Source organism: Limosilactobacillus galli (genome assembly GCF_947381495.1).
GTDB lineage: Bacteria > Bacillota > Bacilli > Lactobacillales > Lactobacillaceae > Limosilactobacillus > Limosilactobacillus galli.
On the sequence record NZ_CANCWK010000004.1, the window covers coordinates 13792 to 30551 of the forward strand.

Sequence of the window (16760 nt, forward strand, 5' to 3'; positions counted from 1 at the left end):
ATGATGATAACACACTCGCCTTCATCCTCCCACATTGTCGAGTCGTCAGTAGCGATAAAAGTATGATAAACTCAGTTTGTGAAACAAGAAAAGGGGAATGTCTAATGCTATTTTTCTTAAATGACGGCATTCAGGAAAACAAGTCGGGGATCGAGCACGCCCAGATGAAGCGGCTCCAATTGTTCAAGCAGTTTAAGCAACCGGCGAAGATCGTTACGCGGCAGTACTCGAACGAACTGCACCTGGTGACGAAGCACGCCGGGATCGCCGACGAAGACTTCGTAAACCTGTTTGATTACTTCCAGAATGCCCGGATTGTCCCGCCAAAAGACGTGACGATTAGGGATATTCAGATCGACCCGCACTGGCGGCGGCAAGCAGACGGCATCAACTACTCCTATTCGAAAGACGGCCACCGGATCCTGTATGTGCGGCGGCGCAATGATGCCAAGAAGCGCATCATCAACCTGCAGTACTTCGATCACTTCGGTAAGCTCTTGAACGTCAAGTGGTATGATGTGCGGGGCTTTATTTCCGTAGAGCAAGTATATGATTGGCAGGGTAATATTACAACTGAGAACTACTTTGCTCCGGATGGCAAGCTGGTCCTGCAGCTGGCCCACATGAAGGACAAACGGGGGCGGAAGGCTGATACCTACCACCTGTTTAACTATCAGGGCCGCGACTTTCAGTTTGCCGGTCTGGATGAGCTGACCAGCTTCTTCTTGGATCAGCTGGTCACTGATCAGAAAATCTGCGGCGCGGGACCGGTGGGCCTGATTGTCGACCGGGTTTACGAGACCGGCTGGTCAGTCCTCCACATGAAACAGCGGGTCCCCCGTTACATGCAGTTGCATAACGACCACGTCAATAATAATGACGATATCTTACATTCGACCCTGAACTACAACTACGAGTGGGGATTACACCATATTAAGGACTGGGACGGGGTAATCGCCCTGACCCCGCAGCAGCAGGATGATTTGAAGGCCCGCTTTGCTAAGTACGGCGTCCCAATTTTCCGTATTCCGGGGCCGATTGTCCCTAACGCCGTTCTTAATAAGCCCCACGTGCCGTTTGCCAAGCGGACGAAGAATCAGGTGGTGATGGTGGCCCGGCTGTCGCCCGAGAAGCAGCAGGACCAGCTCTTGAAGGCTTGGCCACAGGTACTGGCGAGCGTTCCGGAGGCTAAGTTGGACTTCTGGGGATACGCCAACAATCACTTCGACCAGCAGCTGAAGAAGATCGTCGCTGCAGAGAAAATCGGCCATTCGGTAACCTTCCATGGTTACACAACTGATGTCAATGTCGTCTACGAGGATGCCCAGCTGCTGATCCTGCCCAGCCGAGTGGAAGGCCTGCCGCTTTCCCTGGTTGAAGCCCAATCGCACGGCCTGCCGATCATCGCCAATGACATCAAGTACGGGCCGGCTGACGTGGTCATCGCCGGGCAGGATGGCCTGTTGACCAAGAATGGTGATATTGATGGTCTGGCGCGGGCAATTATATCCCTGCTGACCGATCAGGAACGGCTGGCTCAGATGAGCGCGCACGCCTATGCGGACAGTCGGCGCTATTCGGCAGCCAACGTAATGAAACGGTGGCAGGAAATCATTGATGACGTGAATGAAAGGGAGGCTCAGAAATAGTGTTTTTCTTTGTGAATCAATACTTACTGAGTAGCAATTCAAGCGTTGAGCACGCGGAAATCAAGCGGCTGAAGCTCTTCGCCAAGAACGGTGTGGCGGCCAAGCTGGTCACCCGTGATTTTTCCCCGGTCCTTCACCATACCCTACCGCGCTTCGGTCTCAAGGACAGTCAGCTGGTAAACATGTATGACTTCTTTGCCGGGGCCACGGACTACCAGGGGCAGCCGCTGCACACTGCGGACCTCCACCTGCCCTTTGACTACCAGGTGGGTACGGGGAACAACTCCCGGGAGATCAAGGACGGTCAGCGGCTGGTCGCTGAGGTCTTCTTTGCCGGGGGCACGGTCGGCGAGGTCAGCCGGGTTGACTGGTACGATCCGGCCGGCAACCTCACCCTGCGCGAGCGTTACGACCTGCGGGGCTACAAAGCCGTCGACGAATTCTTCGGCCAGGATGGGCAGCTGTACTTTGAGCGCTACTACCGGCCGGACGGCACCATGTACCTGGAGCGTTACTATGTGCAGTCTGTTCAAAACACTCCGATCAACTCCCTGAATGTCCTGCGGGGCTACGAGGGGAAGGACTACTATTTCGATAGCCTTGACGACCTCTTCGTCTTCTTCCTCAACGAGTTGAACAGGACGACGGAGGAGACGAACACTTTCATCGCCGACCGGCCGGCCATGGCGATCCAGCCGGTATTGCAGGTGGCAGGGAAAGCTAGGAAGTACCTGTGGCTGCCGATTAACCACGTCGACGATGGGCAAAACTTGCTGAATGGCCCGGTCAATGGGATGCTCCAGGGACCGTTCACCAGTGAATTAAAGAAGTGGGACGGCATTATTGTAATGACTGAGCAGCAGGCCCATAACCTGCGCAATCGGCTTGGCAAGCATGCGCCTGTTATGGCGATTAACGGGACGCCTGTCAGCCAGCCTACCGATCGGATTACGATGGCTGGCCGGACGTCGGGCCAGCTGGTCTATGTGGGCCGGCTGGGCGAAGACAAGCAGATCAGCCAGTTGCTGACGATGTTTGCCGCCATCCACCGGCAGGTGCCGACGAGCCGGTTGACCTTGTACGGGTATGGGGCGGTTGACGATGTTAAACGCTATAAGGACCAGGTCGAGCAGGCCGGCCTTGAAGATTGGGTCACTTTTGCTGGCTACCAGGTTGACCTGCAGCCAGCCTATGACCAGGCCCAGCTCTTTGTCGATGCCAGCCGCATCGATGCCCAGCCCCTGGCGATGGGGGAAGCCCTCGGTCATGGAGTGCCGGTGGTCAGCTATGATTACCTGTACGGCCCGGCCAGCATGGTCGCGTCAGGGGTCAACGGCGAATTGATCCCATTGAATGACCAGCAGCGGTTCGTGGATAACGTCGTGGGCTTGCTCCAGGACCCGCAAGCGCTGCAGAAATTAAGCACGGGCGCCTACACTCACCTCGACGCAATCAGTGACACGACAACTTGGCGGCAGTGGTCCCCGGTGGTTGAAGATAATTAATACTTACGATGGGGCTGGCAGAAGATGGTACTTTTTTGCTCTGGACGAATCAAAAGAGGTTTTAGCGATGAAGAATAATCATTGGTGGAAGAACGCGGTGGTCTATCAGATCTACCCGAAGAGTTTCCAGGATAGCAATAACGACGGGATCGGTGACCTGCAGGGAATTATCAGCCGGCTGGATTACTTGCAGAAGCTGGGGGTCGACATCCTCTGGCTCAACCCGATCTACGAGTCACCCCAGGTGGACAACGGCTACGACATCAGCAACTACCGGGCAATCAACCCGATGCTGGGAACAATGGCCGATTTTGACCAGCTCCTGGCCGCGGTGCACCAGCGGGGGATGAAGCTGGTCATGGATCTGGTCGTCAATCACACCTCCGACCAGCACCACTGGTTTGTCGAAGCGAAGAAGAGCAAGGACAACCCCTATCGTGACTTCTATATCTGGCGGGATGGCCAGGGCGGTCACGCTCCGAACAACTGGGGATCATACTTCTCCGGTCCGGCCTGGAAGTATGACCCGACGACCGACCAGTACTATCTCCACCTCTTCGCTCCGGAGCAGCCGGACCTCAACTGGGAAAATCCCCGGGTTCGGCAGGCAGTCTACCAGATGATGAACTGGTGGACTGACAAGGGAGTCGATGGTTTTCGGATGGACGTCATCAACCTGATCTCCAAACCCGCTGGCCTGCCTGATGGTCTGCAGACCGCCGACGAGAAGTACGCTACCGTCGAGGGCTTTGTGCCCAACGGTCCCCGTGTGCATGAGTTCCTGCGGGAGATGAACAGGAACGTCATGAGCAAGCACAAGATGATCACGGTGGGCGAGACACCTAATGTCACCCCGGCCGATGCCAAGCGGTACGCGGACCTGCACAACCAGGAGCTCAACATGGTCTTCCAGTTTGAGCACATGAACCTAGACGCCAACCCCAATCCGGCCCTGGGCAAGTGGTACGATCAGAAGCCGAAGCTGGTGGATCTCCGTGCCAACCTGACCAAGTGGCAGACGGAACTGGCCGGAACAGCCTGGAACTCACTCTACTGGAACAACCACGACCAGCCCCGGGTGGTTTCCCGTTTCGGTGATGATTCGACCGAAGACTACCGGGTCAAGTCGGCCAAGATGCTGGCGACGATGACCCACTTTATGCAGGGGACGCCCTACATCTACGAGGGGGAAGAGATTGGGATGACCAACGCCGGTTTCACCAAGCTGAGTGACTACGTAGACCTGGAGTCGATCAACGCCTATCATCAGCTGGTAGATGATCAGGGCTTGGTTGATCCGGCGACGATGCTGAAGTACCTGGCAATGCACTCGCGGGACAATGCCCGGACGCCAATGCAGTGGGATGACAGTACCAACGCTGGTTTCTCTGCCCACCGGCCATGGGAGAAGGTTACGGCTAATTACCGGCAGGTCAACGTGGCAAAGGCCCTGGCTGATCCAGACTCGATCTTTTACTATTACCAGCGGCTGATCAAATTTCGCCACACCATGCCGGTGATCACCGACGGGACCTATGCCCTGGTTCCCGGCAACGAAGACGATCCGGCCATCTTTGCCTATACTCGGCGGGACAAGGCCACGACCCTGCTGGTCATCCTGAACTACACTGACCAGGCAATGGAGCGGCACTACGCGGTTCCCAAGACGGCCAAACTCCTGATCAGCAACTACGCCGATGACCAGGGCGCCACTCTGCGGCCTTATGAGGCGAAAGTTTACCAATACTAGAACTTAATAAGGGATCATGACAAGCGTGCGTGTTCGTCATGATCCCTTTTGTGATATTTGGTTTGCGTTCTATTCCCAGTAGCTCTCAAATCTGCGTGAGGCCCCGGTCGTAGCGTCGGTCGCCGGGACTACTGAATCAGTGGTCGTGGCTGCCGGTGCCGGTTGTTCCTTTTGGAAGGTGAACTGGGGCCGCTCAGCACTCGCCGCCAGGTCGACCGTTGTCACCATGCCGGAGAAGAACCACTCGTCATCAAGGTTGATATGGTAATTAATTCCGTCCTTGGTGACAGTCAGGACGGCCGCGGTGAGGTCATCTTCTTTGGCAAATCCCTGGTCGGGGGTGTGCTGGACGTGGTGGGGCTGGACTGTTGTGCCGAAGAACCTGACACCGTCCCCGGCCTGGAGTTCCAGATGTTTCTTAAACCAGTGGCTGGCGGTGTCTGTGATAATCAGTTTCATGTGCGCCATCTCCTTTGGTTCCACCATACTATACCTGGTGGACAGGAACAACGAATGTGCCTGAGTACAAAAGCCCCGGGCGGAACCGATCGGTAGGTGCCCGGGGACGATGTTATTTTTTACTTCCGTAGCGATAACTTTACAACCGCCTCGCAGCGGGCAGTCTGTGGCATCATATCGATTGGCTGGATGTAGTCAACGTGGTAGACGCTGGTCAGCCGGCGGAGGTTGCGGGCTAGTGAAGCCATGCCGCAGGAAACGTAGGCGAACTTCCGCGGCTTCGTCTTGAGGATTGCCTTGATCAGGTTATCATCCAGGCCAGCCCGCGGCGGATCAACGACCAGGGCGTCAAAGGAAAGACCCTCATTTTGCCACTTCGGCAGGATCTCTTCCGCCTTGCCAACCTCGTAGTGGGCGTTGGTAATCCCGTTGAGGCGGGCATTTTCGTTGGCGTCGGCCACTGCCTCGGGGATGATCTCCATCCCCCGCACGTTCTTGACCCGAGCAGCCAGGGACAGGCCGATAGTGCCGATCCCGGCATAGGCATCGATCAGGGTGTCATCGGGGGCGAGCTCCAGGGCCTTGGCCGCCTCCTCGTACAGAACTTCAGTTTGGGCCGGGTTCAGCTGGAGGAAGGAGCGGGCAGAGAGCTTGAAGTCCAGGCCCATCAGGCTCTCGGTGATCGTTTCTGCCCCGGCCAGGTGAATTGTCTGGTCCCCCCAGACGAGCGGGGTGTCACCCGGGTTGACGTTCTGCATGACCGAGACTACCTCAGGAAGCAGTTCCTTGATGGCAGCGAGGAGCTGGTGCTTATGGATCAGCTTGGGGGTGTTGGTGATGATCGTCAGCTGCAGTTCACCGGTGGTCCAGGATTCCCGGACGACCAGGGTCTTGATGATTCCACTGTTGTGTTCCTCATCGTAGACGGGGATATTGAGTTCTTCGATCAGCTTGACCATCGTCCGAATGACGTGCATCGTCTGCGGCATTTGAACGGCACACTCCTGCATATCGACCAGGTTGTGGCTGTCGGGCTTGTACAATCCGGCGGCCACGTGCCCATCCACCATCCGCACCTGGAACTGGGCCTTATTGCGGTAGCCATACTGGGCCGGGGCGGCGATGGTCGGCCGAACGTCGTAGTTGTGGTAGCCATAGGGCTTGAACTTGCTCAGACTGTCGAGCACCACCTGCCGTTTAAACTTCAGCTGTTCTGGGTAGGCGAGGTTCTCAAGTTCGAAGCCCCCGGCCACGTCAGCGTACGGGTCGCGTGGAGTGACCCGGTGCTTGCTGGCCCGGCGCAGACGGTAGATCTTGGCCTCAAGGAAGCGGGGCATGATCCTAGTGACCTCGGCCACCACGATCTCTCCCGGCAGAGCCCCGGGGACGAAGCAGACCTTGTGTTTGAAGTAGCCGATCCCGTGGCCGTTAACGCCCAGCCGCCGGATCGTCAGGGGGAAGCGTTCCCCCACACTGACTGTAACATCTTGTTTAGCGTGTTTTTGTACCATTGTTATTGCTCCGATCTATCTTGGTGTTCCTTATTTTAGCATACTCACCGGGCCGTGCTGGTCACCTGCCCGTTCAATTAGCTTACTTTTATAACCAAAACGTTGAAAATGATTCAACTATTTAAAAGATTACTAATAATCAGTTTTTATCCTTACCAAAATATTGTAAAATAAAAATGTGAAATGTTGCATAAAATAATGAAGGAAGTGACACCTTTGAAGATTGCTGCAATTGCCGGATCAAACGCCAATCATTCCTACAACCGGATGCTGCTGGAATTTATTGCCAAGCAGTACCAGGATACCGATGAGGTTGATGTGATTGATATTCGTGATGTTCCGATGTTTAACGAAAACTACAAGGGGCGCGCACCCAAGGTTATCGCAGACCTCGACCAGCGAATTGGTTCTGCCGATGCCGTCATCATTGCCAGCCCCGAATACAACCACTCCATTACCTCGGCCCTGAAGAGTGTTATTGAGTGGCTCTCCTATGAAGTTCACCCGCTGGAGGACAAGCCCGTCATGATCGTCGGGGCTTCAACCCACGAGCAGGGTTCCTCCCGTTCCCAGGTTCAGCTGCGGGATATCTTGATCTCACCTGGGGTCAATGCCCAGGTATACCAAGGAAGCGAGTTCTTCATGAGTGACGTTGCCAACGTGATCGATGAGGACGGCGACATCACCGATGAGATGTCGATCAAGTTCCTTGATAAGTGTATCGACGACTTTAAGATCTACGCCTGGTCGATTAACCGGATGGTTGAAGAGCGGGCCGCTGAAGCTGCAAAGAAGGAGGCGGCAAAGGACTAATGAAGAAGATTCTTGCACTAGTTGGGACCAACGCCAACTTTTCTTACAATCGCCTGTTGCTTAAGTTAATGAAGAAGCACTTCAAGCAGATGGCCGACATCGAGATCTACGAGATCAGCAAGCTGCCCGCCTTCAGTGTCGATGTTCCTCTCGAGGAGCAGACCGAGGTTTGGAAGCTCAAGCAGAAGGTCAAGGCCGCTGATGGGGTGATCTTCTCCACCCCGGAATACGACCACGGGATTCCGGCGGCCCTGAAGAGTGCCGTGGAGTGGCTTTCCTACCACACAAAGGTGCTGAAGAAGAAGCCCGTTATGGTAGTGGGGGTTTCCTACGGCCGGCAAGCATCTGCCCGTTCTCAAGTTCAGATGCGGCAGATCCTGATCTCACCAGACTGTGATGCCAACCTGATGCCGGGTAACGAAGTCCTGATCGGTGGGGCCACCCACGTCTTCTCCAAGGATGGCCGCCTGATCAACGCCGAGATGCGGGACAACTTGGAAGAGTGCTTTACCCACTTTATTGAATACATTCAACTTTTTGAAAATGCGGACGAGGAGGAAGTCAAAATGCCAATCAAGCAGCCACGGATCAGCGAGGCTTACATCAAGTTCCCGACTGGTCGTTTATCGCTGAAGGAAGTTCAACAGATCTTCAGCACCATTCCATTTGAAATTGACCTGATTGATAGTACCGACCACTTTGCCTGGTACTCAGATAAGCCCAACCGGGAACACGTTCGTGACGTGGCTTCCCTGGGTGAACCCGTAACGGAGTGCCACCCGCCAAAGGCCGTTCCGGCAGTGATGGCCATCATCAACAGCTTCCGTGACGGCAAGCGTGACGTGGTTACCCGGCCACTCTGGATGAACGGTCACCGTTCCCTGATCCAATACTATGCTCTGCGGGACATCGATGGCCACTACCTGGGAACCATCGAATTCACCGGTAGCGTTGAGTACATCCTGAACCTCTTCGAAAAGGGCGCCTGGGATAAGGGCGGCACGGACGCCTCCACCGGGGCTTCCCAGCACGAAGACACTGCCGAAGCTAGCGACGATAACGAAGTAGCTGATGCTTCAACCGGCGCTTCAGAGTCCAGCGATGACAGTACGGAAACTACTACAGCAGCCAGCGAACCAGCAGGGACTGAAGAGACCGACGCGGACACTGGTGCTTCCGAATCCGGCAGCGTCGATGCCGACGACGAGGCTGCTGACGCCACCACTGGTGCTTCCGAAGAAGAATAGTCATCATGGATGATCAATTGATTGACCAAAAGCATACGCTGACCCACCATGCCTTGGGGACGCGGATTGTGCTGACGGTCTACGGTGACGCTGCCGCCGCCGTCCTCCAGCCCTCGATGGACCTGATTGATGGGTACGAGGACCGGCTGACGGTTAACCGCGACCAGTCGGAGCTGATGGACGTCAACCATGCAGCGGGGATCAAGCCGGTGGCGATCTCGCCGACCAGCTATGCCCTGGTTAAGCTGGCCGTGAAGTACAGTCGGCAGGACTTTGGCTTTAACGCCCTGATCGGCCCCCTGGTCAAGCTTTGGAAGATCGGGTTTAAGGGGGCCAACGTCCCAGCTGAAGCTGACCTCAAGGATCGGCTGAAGCTGACCGACCCCTGGCAGGTGAAGCTCGATGATCAGGCCCGCACGGTCTACCTTGAGCAGGCTGGGATGGAACTGGACCTTGGCGGGATCGCCAAGGGCTACATCGCTGACCGGATCAAGGATTTCTGGCGCCAACAGGGGGTTACCGCGGGGATCATCAACCTTGGTGGTAACCTGCTCTTCGTCGGTCCGTCACCCCGTCGCGATGATGGCCAGTGGGTGATTGGGGTGCAAGATCCCCAGCTTCACCGCGGTGAAAATATGGAGGTTGTTCGTCAGGCGGCCTGCTCTGCAGTGACGTCAGGAATCTACGAACGGTTCCTGATCAAGGACGGCCGCCGTTATCACCACCTGATCGACCCGCGGACGGGGTACCCGCTCGATACTGACCTGAGCAGCGTGACCGTCTTTACCGACCAGTCGGTGATGGGCGAGATCGAAGCCAAGCGGCTCTTCTTCAATGGTCAGCCGATCCCCGGATGGTTGGACCGGCCAGGCAACCACGGGGCCGTTTTCATCCACAACGATGAGTCGGTTGAAAACGTTGGAGTATAGGTTATTTTAAGAATGTAAAAAAAGGGCCGTGACATAAGCCCCGCTACATAGATAAAAAGCGAACAGCGCGGTACACAAATAGAGGTCCAGAGCCCGGCAAAGCCGAATTCTGGACCTCTATTTGTGCTCGCGGGGGTGTCGAAGTCGTAAACGACTTCTGTCACACTCCCTTTTTTAGTTGGAATCTTATTGCCAGTCGAGCGCCAGTCCTTGCTGTTGCAGGGCCGCACTCAATTTATCCCGCGTAGTATCGTGATTATCGAGCTTGGCACCGGCGATCTGCTTGGTGAAGGAATCGATCCGGCGGTTGGCGTCCCGCAGGTCATAGTACTGGGTGACCTCTTGATCGTAGTCCTTGAGGTCGTTGGCGGAGAAGTCGCGCTGGTAATCATTTTCCATTACCAGTGTGTCGAGAGGCAGGCGTGGCTTCAGCTGCGGGTCCTGGTCCGGAATGCCGACCTGCAGGCCCAGCAGGGGGAAGGTCATCTTCGGCAGGTCGAGGACCCGGATCAGTTCTATGGGGTCATTCTTGACGGAACCGAGGATCACCCCGCCCAGCCCCATACTCTCGGCAGCGACCAGGGTATTCTGGACGGCCAAGACGGTATCCTCGACGGCCTGCTAGAAGATGTCGGTAGTGTGCAGACGGCCATCGTCCTTGCCTGCGGCCTGGCGGATCTTCTGGTTGCGGTAGAGGTCGACCAGGAAGATCAGCAGTTCACCGTTTTGACCGATGTAGGGCTGCTTGCCCAGCTGGCGAACTGCGGCTCGCTTTTTCTCATCGGTAATGTGCAGGATACTGAATTGCTGCATGAACATACTGGAGGAGGTGTGGCGAGCGGCCTCGTACAGGGTGGTCAGTTGCTCCTTGCTGAGTGCTTGCGGCGTAAAGGCCCGGATAGAGCGGTGGTTAAGCTGATGATCAATTGTTGAATTATGAATCATAATAGGTTCTCCTTACTTTTTGTTAGTGACATTATAACATAAATCAATTGCAGTTGGCAGTTGCCAAAAGGGACCAGATGTAATATGATAATGGCAATAAGAAACACGGATGCATTTCAAGTAGACCACACAGAGAAGCCGCGGGTGGTGTGAGCGGCCGGTCGAAACTCCGGTGCAGAAAATGACGTGGGCGGGTAATGCCGCACGGCCGATGACCGTTATCCATCACGAGGGTGGTAGAAATACCAAACTTGGGTGGTACCGCGGAACTAAGAGCCATTTCGTCCCAAAATTTAGGACGGAGTGGCTCTTTTTATTGGAGGTAATGACATGTTAGATATTAAGAAGATTCGCAAAGACCCAGAATTCTTCAAGCAAAAGCTGGCAACCCGTGGTGTCAAGGCCGAAGAGATCGATGAAGTATTGGCCCTGGACCAAAGGCGGCGTGATCTTTTGCAACAGACTGAAACCATGAAGGCTCAGCGCAACGCTGCTTCCAAGAAGATCGGTGAGGCCAAGCGGAACGGCGAATCCGCCGACGAAGCTATCAAGCAAACCCGGGAGCTCGGTGACAAGATCAAGGAACTGGACCAAGAAGTCGAAGCAAACGACAAGGAACTCCATGATAAGATGGCCCACCTGCCAAACATTCCGCACGATGGGGTACCAGTCAGCCTGACCGAAGATGGCGCTGTGGAACTGCGGAAGGTCGGCAAGATCCGTGACTTTGATTTCGAGCCCAAGCACCACTGGGACGTTGGTGAAAACCTGGGAATTTTGGACTTTGACCGGGCACGCAAGGTTTCTGGTGCGCGGTTCGTTTACTACCTCGGTCTGGGTGCCCAGCTGGAACGGGCCGTCTACAACTTCATGCTGGATGAACACATGAAGGATGGCTACACCGAAGTACTGCCGCCTTACATCGTAAACGCTGATTCCATGTACGGAACTGGTCAGTTCCCGAAGTTCAAGGAAGGGGTTTACCAGGTTAACGGCGAAGACATGACGTTGATTCCAACCGCCGAAGTGCCATTGACCAACTACTACCGGGGCGAAGTCATTCCGGAAAAGGAACTGCCAGTCTACGTTACCGCCCTCACCCCATGCTTCCGTTCTGAAGCCGGGGCCGCTGGTCGGGACACTCGTGGCCTGATCCGGATGCACCAGTTCAACAAGGTCGAAATGGTTAAGTACACCAAGCCAGAGGACTCTTGGGATGAATTGGAGAAGATGACGGGCAACGCCGAGAACATCTTGAAGAAGCTCGGGATTCCATACCACGTCATCACCCTGACGACCAGTGACATGAGCTTCACTGCTTCTGAAACCCACGATATTGAGCTCTGGATGCCTGCCCAGAACAAGTACCGGGAGGTATCATCCTGCTCCAACTGCCTGGACTTTCAAGCACGGCGGATGCACACCCAATACCGGGATGAAGACGGCAAGCTGCATTACGTTCACACCCTGAACGGTTCTGGCCTGGCGGTTGGTCGGACGGTTGCCGCTATTTTGGAAAACTACCAAAACGAAGATGGCTCTGTCACGATTCCAGAAGTGCTGGTTCCATACATGCACGGGGTAACCAAGATTACCAAAGAAAACGCGGTCCCATTCCGTAACAAGCTGAATAAGTAAATTACTAAAAGAGGCCGGAGAATAAAGTTTCTCCGGTCTCTTTTTTAATGTTCCCGTGTCTTTTCTGCGAGGTGCACCAGGTTGGTGACGAAATTGTGGGTCTTGGCCTCGTAGTGGTACTTGCGCCCCAGCTTAACAAAGTAACCATTGATGTAGTCGACTTCGACTGGTCGATTGTGACTCATGTCCTGGTACATTGATGGGTAGTGGTGGGGGTTTCCAACCTTGGAAACGTAATTAACGCTTTCCAGCTCTTCTGCCCGGCTATTGACAAGTTGGACACCGGCCCGCTCACAGACGTCATATGCCTCATCGATTAGTTGCCGAGATAACTCGTCCGCCTTTTCGAACGAAGCATATTCACCCATTGTGATTTCAAACATGGTGCAAAGGGTATTGACAACGGAGTTAAAGACTACCTTGGCCATCAATGTCCCCATGAAGTTATCTTTCAGGGATGGGTTGAAATTGGCCTTTTTCAGCTCCGCCATCAACTGCTTGGTCTTTTCGTCCGGCTTTTCCATATAATTTGCCCAGTTGGTCGTGCCCATTCCTGGCTGACCAACGAACTCTACCTCGCCCGGTCCTGTCAGGATCGTTGCTACGAGGGCGGTCCCGGCAACTAATTTTTCCTTAGGGAAGTACTGGAGAAGCTTCTCCACGTGGCCCATCCCGTTCATCGCCGTCAGGGCGTATTGATCCTTGAAGAAGTGCTTGCACCGCTGCAGCATTTCATCTAACTGCATCTGCTTTAATTCAAAGAAGACGAAATCCGCGTCCGTCGCCGTGTATTCTTCGGGCGTGTAAACGTTGACCGGTACCAGGTGCTTATTTTGGTGTTCCCGGGTAACGTAAACGCCACCCTGTTTCTTCATCTGCTCATAATGCGGTTGCCAGCCTTCCACAAAGTCGACTTCGTTCCCAGCTTCTTGCAACAATACCCCAAAACGAAGGCCCATGGCGCCTGCTCCTACTACTGTAAATTTCATAATCCTTACTTCCTTTCTATCTTTACACCAAAGTGCTGAAAATAAAAACGCCCTCAGATTGATCGCTCAACCTAAGGACGCAGCTGCGTGGTACCACCCTAATTCGCTAATAGCTCACACTACTAGCCTTAAAATGTTCAGTCTTATTAACTAAACACCGTAGCGATAATGGGCTACTCCCACTGCAGACTACTTAATTTCATCTCAGCACTCAGAGTGATTTTCATTAATGGGAAGGTATCCTTTTCCATCAGCCAAGGACTCGCTGCAACCACACCATTAACTACTCGTCTCGTCAACGTGTTTTAATTTATTTTTAATTGAGCTTTAATTTAACGTAACGAGCGGTGATTGTCAATACATTTTTATTTTTCTTTATTTAGCAACTTCCTGGCTTTGAATTGTTAATTTACTATCGCTATTTACTTAATATTAAAAATTAGGATGCTTTATTATCGATGATAAAAATGAGAAGATCTTAGGCGTGATTAGTCTTCCGAGTCACTTTGAAGAGTGGCCTGAAGAATTAGTTGAAAGATAGACAACATGATTGGTTGTTTGTAATTTGAACAAAACATGGTACGGTGTTGTCACTCCTAAAAATGAGAATTTTCTTATAAAAAGGGTGGACCTAAGCGTTGGTGGTTAATTTAATTAAGCTAGATAATGGTTGTTCTTTTTTATTTCATTAATTTAAGCGCTGCCAGCTTGGATAAACACATAGTTGACTTAAAAGTATTCAATTATTTTTATCGAGATGATAAAGTATTAGCAACGTTAAAATTTGATTAAAAAGGAGTCGGTTACGATGCGGAGAATAAGTTGGAAAAAGATATTTGCCTGCTGGCTTGCGGTTTGCGCAGTTGCAGTTGGGTGGCTGCTGGTCGAACCTCAGCCTGTCTCCGCTGCTGAGCCGACGTACACGATTGCGACGAACAACACCTTCGAGCCGTTTGAAATTCAAGACAGCAAGGGCGGTTATTCCGGCAAGAACCCGGGGATTGAAATCGAAATGCTTCGGGAAATTGCCAAACACGAGCACTTCAAGTACCGGCTCAAACCGATGAGCTTCAACGGTGACCTCCAAGCCCTGGAAGGCGGTCAGGTGGACGCCGTGATGGCCGGGATGAGTGTCACTGATGAGCGGAAGCAGAAGTTTGACTTCTCCGTTCCGTACTACACGGATGGGGTCGAGATGGCGGTAGCCAAGGATAGCAATATCAAATCCCTGAAGCAGTTGAAAGGCAAAACCGTTTCTGCTAAGTCCGGAACCAGTTCCGCCCTTTTCCTGAAGAATAACCAGCAGAAGTACGGCTATAAGATCAAGTACTTCGATTCCTCCAACACGATGTGGAACGACGTCAAGATCGGCAATACCGCCGCGACCTTCGATGATGGTCCGGTCCTCGAATACGGGATTAAGACCGGCGTACCACTGAAGATTGTGACGAAGAAGCCAATCGATGCCCAGCCGGTGGCCATCGGTTTCCAGAAGGGCAAGAATCTGGCAATGCAAAAGAAGGTCAATGCCGGGATCAGATGGATGAAGAAGACCGGCCGGATGCAGAAGATCATCGACAAGTACACCAAAGGCAACAAGACCGCCAAGAGTGCTACCGCTGACCGGACAATTCTCGGCCTGCTGCGGGCCAACCGGGAAGCCTTGTTGCGGGGCCTCTGGATGACCGTTGAACTGACGGTTGTCGGGATCGTCTGTGCCATGATCTTCGGCCTGGTTCTCGGGGTTCTTGGGATTATGCAGAACAAGTTTGCCCAAGCAGTATCCAGCGTGATCATCTACATCTTCCGGGGCCTGCCAATGATCGTTTTAGCCTTTTTCATCTACATGGGAGTGCCAAATGTTATTGGCCACAAGGTGCCACTCTTCGTCGCCGGGGTCATCACCCTGATGCTGGACGAAGGGGCCTACATCGGGGCGATCGTCAAGGGTGGTTTTGAAGCCGTCGATCCGGGCCAGTGGGAAGCAGCCCGGAGTCTGGGGCTGCCTTACCACAAGACCCTGACTAAGGTTATCGCACCGCAAGGACTGAAGATCATGGTGCCATCACTGGTCAACCAGTTCATCATGACTCTAAAGGATACCTCGATTCTATCCGCAATTGGGGTCATGGAACTGACCGAAACCGGGACCGTCATCATTTCGCAGAACATGGAAGGGTTCAAGATGTGGCTGATCATCGGGACCATCTACATCATCATCATCACCCTGTTGACTTGGTTATCAAACTACATTCAGAAGAGGATGGCTTAATATGGATAAACGATACAAAGTACAAGTTAAAGACCTGCATAAGAGCTACGGCAGCAACGAAGTTCTCCAGGGGATCGACTTGAATGTGGCCCCGAGCGAGGTGGTCTGCATGATCGGCCCGTCCGGTTCCGGAAAGAGTACCTTCTTGCGCTGCCTTAACCGGCTGGAGGTGCCAAACGGCGGGCACGTCTACGTCGACGGCTACGACATCGCCGACCCGAAGGTTAACATTAATAAAGTCCGGGAAAACATCGGGATGGTGTTCCAACACTTCAACCTTTTCCCGAACATGTCCGTGTTGGATAACATCACCCTGGCCCCAGTTCAGCTGGGCAAGGCCACTAAGGAAGCGGCCGAAGAGGAGGCCCTGCGTTATCTCGACCTGGTTGGGCTGAGGGAAAAGGCCAATGTTAACCCGCAGACGCTTTCCGGGGGGCAGAAACAACGGGTAGCGATTGCCCGGGCCCTGGCGATGAAGCCGGACGTGATGCTCTTCGATGAACCGACAAGTGCCCTTGACCCTGAGATGGTCGGTGATGTCTTAGAGGTTATGAAACAGCTGGCTAAGCAGGGAATGACCATGATTGTGGTCACCCACGAGATGGGCTTTGCCAAGCAGGTAGCCGACCGAGTGATTTTCTTCCATGATGGCAAAATCAGGGAACAGGGAACGCCGGAGGAAATCTTCGACCATCCACAGCACCCGGACACCAGGAACTTCCTGGACAAGGTGCTGAATGTCTAAATGCTGTTCACCCTGTATTCACGGGGTAACCGAATTATTTTTGCTATTTTGATCTTATCGTTTGACATTTATGCTGAAATCAGTATAATGGTCAGTAACTTCAAAGGCTGGGATCCAGAGAACCCGTCAGCTGCTGAAAGGCGGGTCCAGCCACATGGCATGATCGATGAAATAGGGTGGTTCCTCTATCGACTCAGAGGTAGTTCCCGGCTGGGGGCTATGAAGATGGGTGGAACCGCGTTGCAAAAACGTCCCTGGTACAAAGGTGTACCAGGGGCGTTTTTCGTGTCATGCTTAATTTTATGTAT

The 16760-nt window shown here is 53.6% G+C and carries 12 protein-coding genes, 1 pseudogene and 1 other annotated feature; of the genes and pseudogenes, 9 read left to right on the plus strand and 4 right to left on the minus strand.

Features of this window, described 5'->3' with window-relative positions; genetic code table 11:
* Positions 1-104 precede the first annotated feature (104 nt).
* From QOS10_RS01625 to QOS10_RS01635, 3 genes are all read left to right on the plus strand, one after another.
* Positions 105-1649, plus strand: a complete 1545-nt coding sequence (locus QOS10_RS01625) for a glycosyltransferase (RefSeq protein ID WP_283593284.1) — start codon at positions 105-107, stop codon at positions 1647-1649.
* Positions 1649-3154, plus strand: a complete 1506-nt coding sequence (locus QOS10_RS01630; RefSeq protein ID WP_326520592.1) for a glycosyltransferase — start codon at positions 1649-1651, stop codon at positions 3152-3154. Before QOS10_RS01625 ends, QOS10_RS01630 begins: the two co-directional genes overlap by 1 nt.
* A 67-nt stretch (positions 3155-3221) precedes the next feature.
* Positions 3222-4904 (plus strand): glycoside hydrolase family 13 protein, encoded by a 1683-nt coding sequence (locus tag QOS10_RS01635; RefSeq protein ID WP_283593287.1) that lies wholly within the window; start codon positions 3222-3224, stop codon positions 4902-4904.
* Positions 4905-4973: 69 nt separating this feature from the next.
* On the opposite strand, the gene QOS10_RS01640 is transcribed toward QOS10_RS01635, so the two are convergent.
* Positions 4974-5363 (minus strand): HesB/YadR/YfhF family protein, encoded by a 390-nt coding sequence (locus QOS10_RS01640; RefSeq protein ID WP_283593288.1) that lies wholly within the window; start codon positions 5361-5363, stop codon positions 4974-4976.
* Between the two features lie 119 nt (positions 5364-5482).
* Positions 5483-6874, minus strand: a complete 1392-nt coding sequence (rlmD, locus tag QOS10_RS01645) for a 23S rRNA (uracil(1939)-C(5))-methyltransferase RlmD (protein ID WP_408621434.1) — start codon at positions 6872-6874, stop codon at positions 5483-5485.
* Positions 6875-7090: 216 nt separating this feature from the next.
* Here rlmD and QOS10_RS01650 point away from each other — a divergent pair, with 216 nt between their 5' ends.
* The 3 genes from QOS10_RS01650 to QOS10_RS01660 are packed head-to-tail and all read left to right on the plus strand — an operon-like array spanning position 7091 to position 9863.
* On the plus strand, positions 7091-7687 hold the full coding sequence (locus QOS10_RS01650) for an NADPH-dependent FMN reductase (RefSeq protein WP_283593289.1): 597 nt from the start codon (positions 7091-7093) through the stop codon (positions 7685-7687).
* A complete protein-coding gene (locus tag QOS10_RS01655) occupies positions 7687-8934 on the plus strand; it encodes an NAD(P)H-dependent oxidoreductase (protein WP_283593290.1) in 1248 nt (415 codons plus the stop codon). Before QOS10_RS01650 ends, QOS10_RS01655 begins: the two co-directional genes overlap by 1 nt.
* Before the next feature lie 5 nt (positions 8935-8939).
* Positions 8940-9863, plus strand: coding sequence for an FAD:protein FMN transferase (locus QOS10_RS01660; RefSeq protein WP_283593291.1), 924 nt, complete (start codon positions 8940-8942; stop codon positions 9861-9863).
* Between the two features lie 186 nt (positions 9864-10049).
* Here QOS10_RS01660 and QOS10_RS01665 read toward each other — a convergent pair.
* Positions 10050-10808 (minus strand): annotated as a pseudogene (locus QOS10_RS01665) (NADPH-dependent oxidoreductase).
* 330 nt (positions 10809-11138) lie between these two features.
* Between QOS10_RS01665 and serS the strand changes: the two are divergent.
* Positions 11139-12446, plus strand: coding sequence for a serine--tRNA ligase (gene serS, locus QOS10_RS01670; protein WP_283593292.1), 1308 nt, complete (start codon positions 11139-11141; stop codon positions 12444-12446).
* 44 nt (positions 12447-12490) lie between these two features.
* Here the strand turns inward: serS and QOS10_RS01675 are convergent, their stop codons facing one another.
* The gene (locus tag QOS10_RS01675; RefSeq protein WP_283593293.1) at positions 12491-13435 is read right to left on the minus strand and encodes a ketopantoate reductase family protein; all 945 of its coding nucleotides are present in this window, start codon (positions 13433-13435) and stop codon (positions 12491-12493) included.
* Between the two features lie 70 nt (positions 13436-13505).
* Positions 13506-13743: a binding site (T-box leader), on the minus strand.
* A 500-nt stretch (positions 13744-14243) separates the two neighbouring features.
* On the opposite strand from QOS10_RS01675, the gene QOS10_RS01680 reads away from it, so the two are divergent.
* Both QOS10_RS01680 and QOS10_RS01685 read left to right on the plus strand, forming a co-directional pair.
* Positions 14244-15707 carry an ABC transporter substrate-binding protein/permease gene (locus QOS10_RS01680; protein ID WP_283593294.1) on the plus strand — a complete coding sequence of 488 codons (1464 nt, stop codon included), beginning with the start codon at positions 14244-14246 and terminating at the stop codon, positions 15705-15707.
* Position 15708: 1 nt separating this feature from the next.
* The gene (locus QOS10_RS01685) at positions 15709-16452 is read left to right on the plus strand and encodes an amino acid ABC transporter ATP-binding protein (RefSeq protein ID WP_283593295.1); all 744 of its coding nucleotides are present in this window, start codon (positions 15709-15711) and stop codon (positions 16450-16452) included.
* Positions 16453-16760 lie beyond the last annotated feature (308 nt).

Excerpts from the sequence above, each read along its gene's own strand:
- QOS10_RS01625 (WP_283593284.1), top strand. The coding sequence starts at position 105 with ATGCTATTTTTCTTAAATGACGGCATTCAGGAAAACAAGTCGGGGATC.
- QOS10_RS01635 (WP_283593287.1), top strand. The coding sequence starts at position 3,222 with ATGAAGAATAATCATTGGTGGAAGAACGCGGTGGTCTATCAGATCTAC.
- QOS10_RS01640 (WP_283593288.1), bottom strand. The coding sequence starts at position 5,363 with ATGAAACTGATTATCACAGACACCGCCAGCCACTGGTTTAAGAAACAT.
- rlmD (WP_408621434.1), bottom strand. The coding sequence starts at position 6,874 with ATGGTACAAAAACACGCTAAACAAGATGTTACAGTCAGTGTGGGGGAA.
- QOS10_RS01655 (WP_283593290.1), top strand. The coding sequence starts at position 7,687 with ATGAAGAAGATTCTTGCACTAGTTGGGACCAACGCCAACTTTTCTTAC.
- QOS10_RS01660 (WP_283593291.1), top strand. The coding sequence starts at position 8,940 with ATGGATGATCAATTGATTGACCAAAAGCATACGCTGACCCACCATGCC.
- serS (WP_283593292.1), top strand. The coding sequence starts at position 11,139 with ATGTTAGATATTAAGAAGATTCGCAAAGACCCAGAATTCTTCAAGCAA.
- QOS10_RS01675 (WP_283593293.1), bottom strand. The coding sequence starts at position 13,435 with ATGAAATTTACAGTAGTAGGAGCAGGCGCCATGGGCCTTCGTTTTGGG.
- QOS10_RS01680 (WP_283593294.1), top strand. The coding sequence starts at position 14,244 with ATGCGGAGAATAAGTTGGAAAAAGATATTTGCCTGCTGGCTTGCGGTT.
- QOS10_RS01685 (WP_283593295.1), top strand. The coding sequence starts at position 15,709 with ATGGATAAACGATACAAAGTACAAGTTAAAGACCTGCATAAGAGCTAC.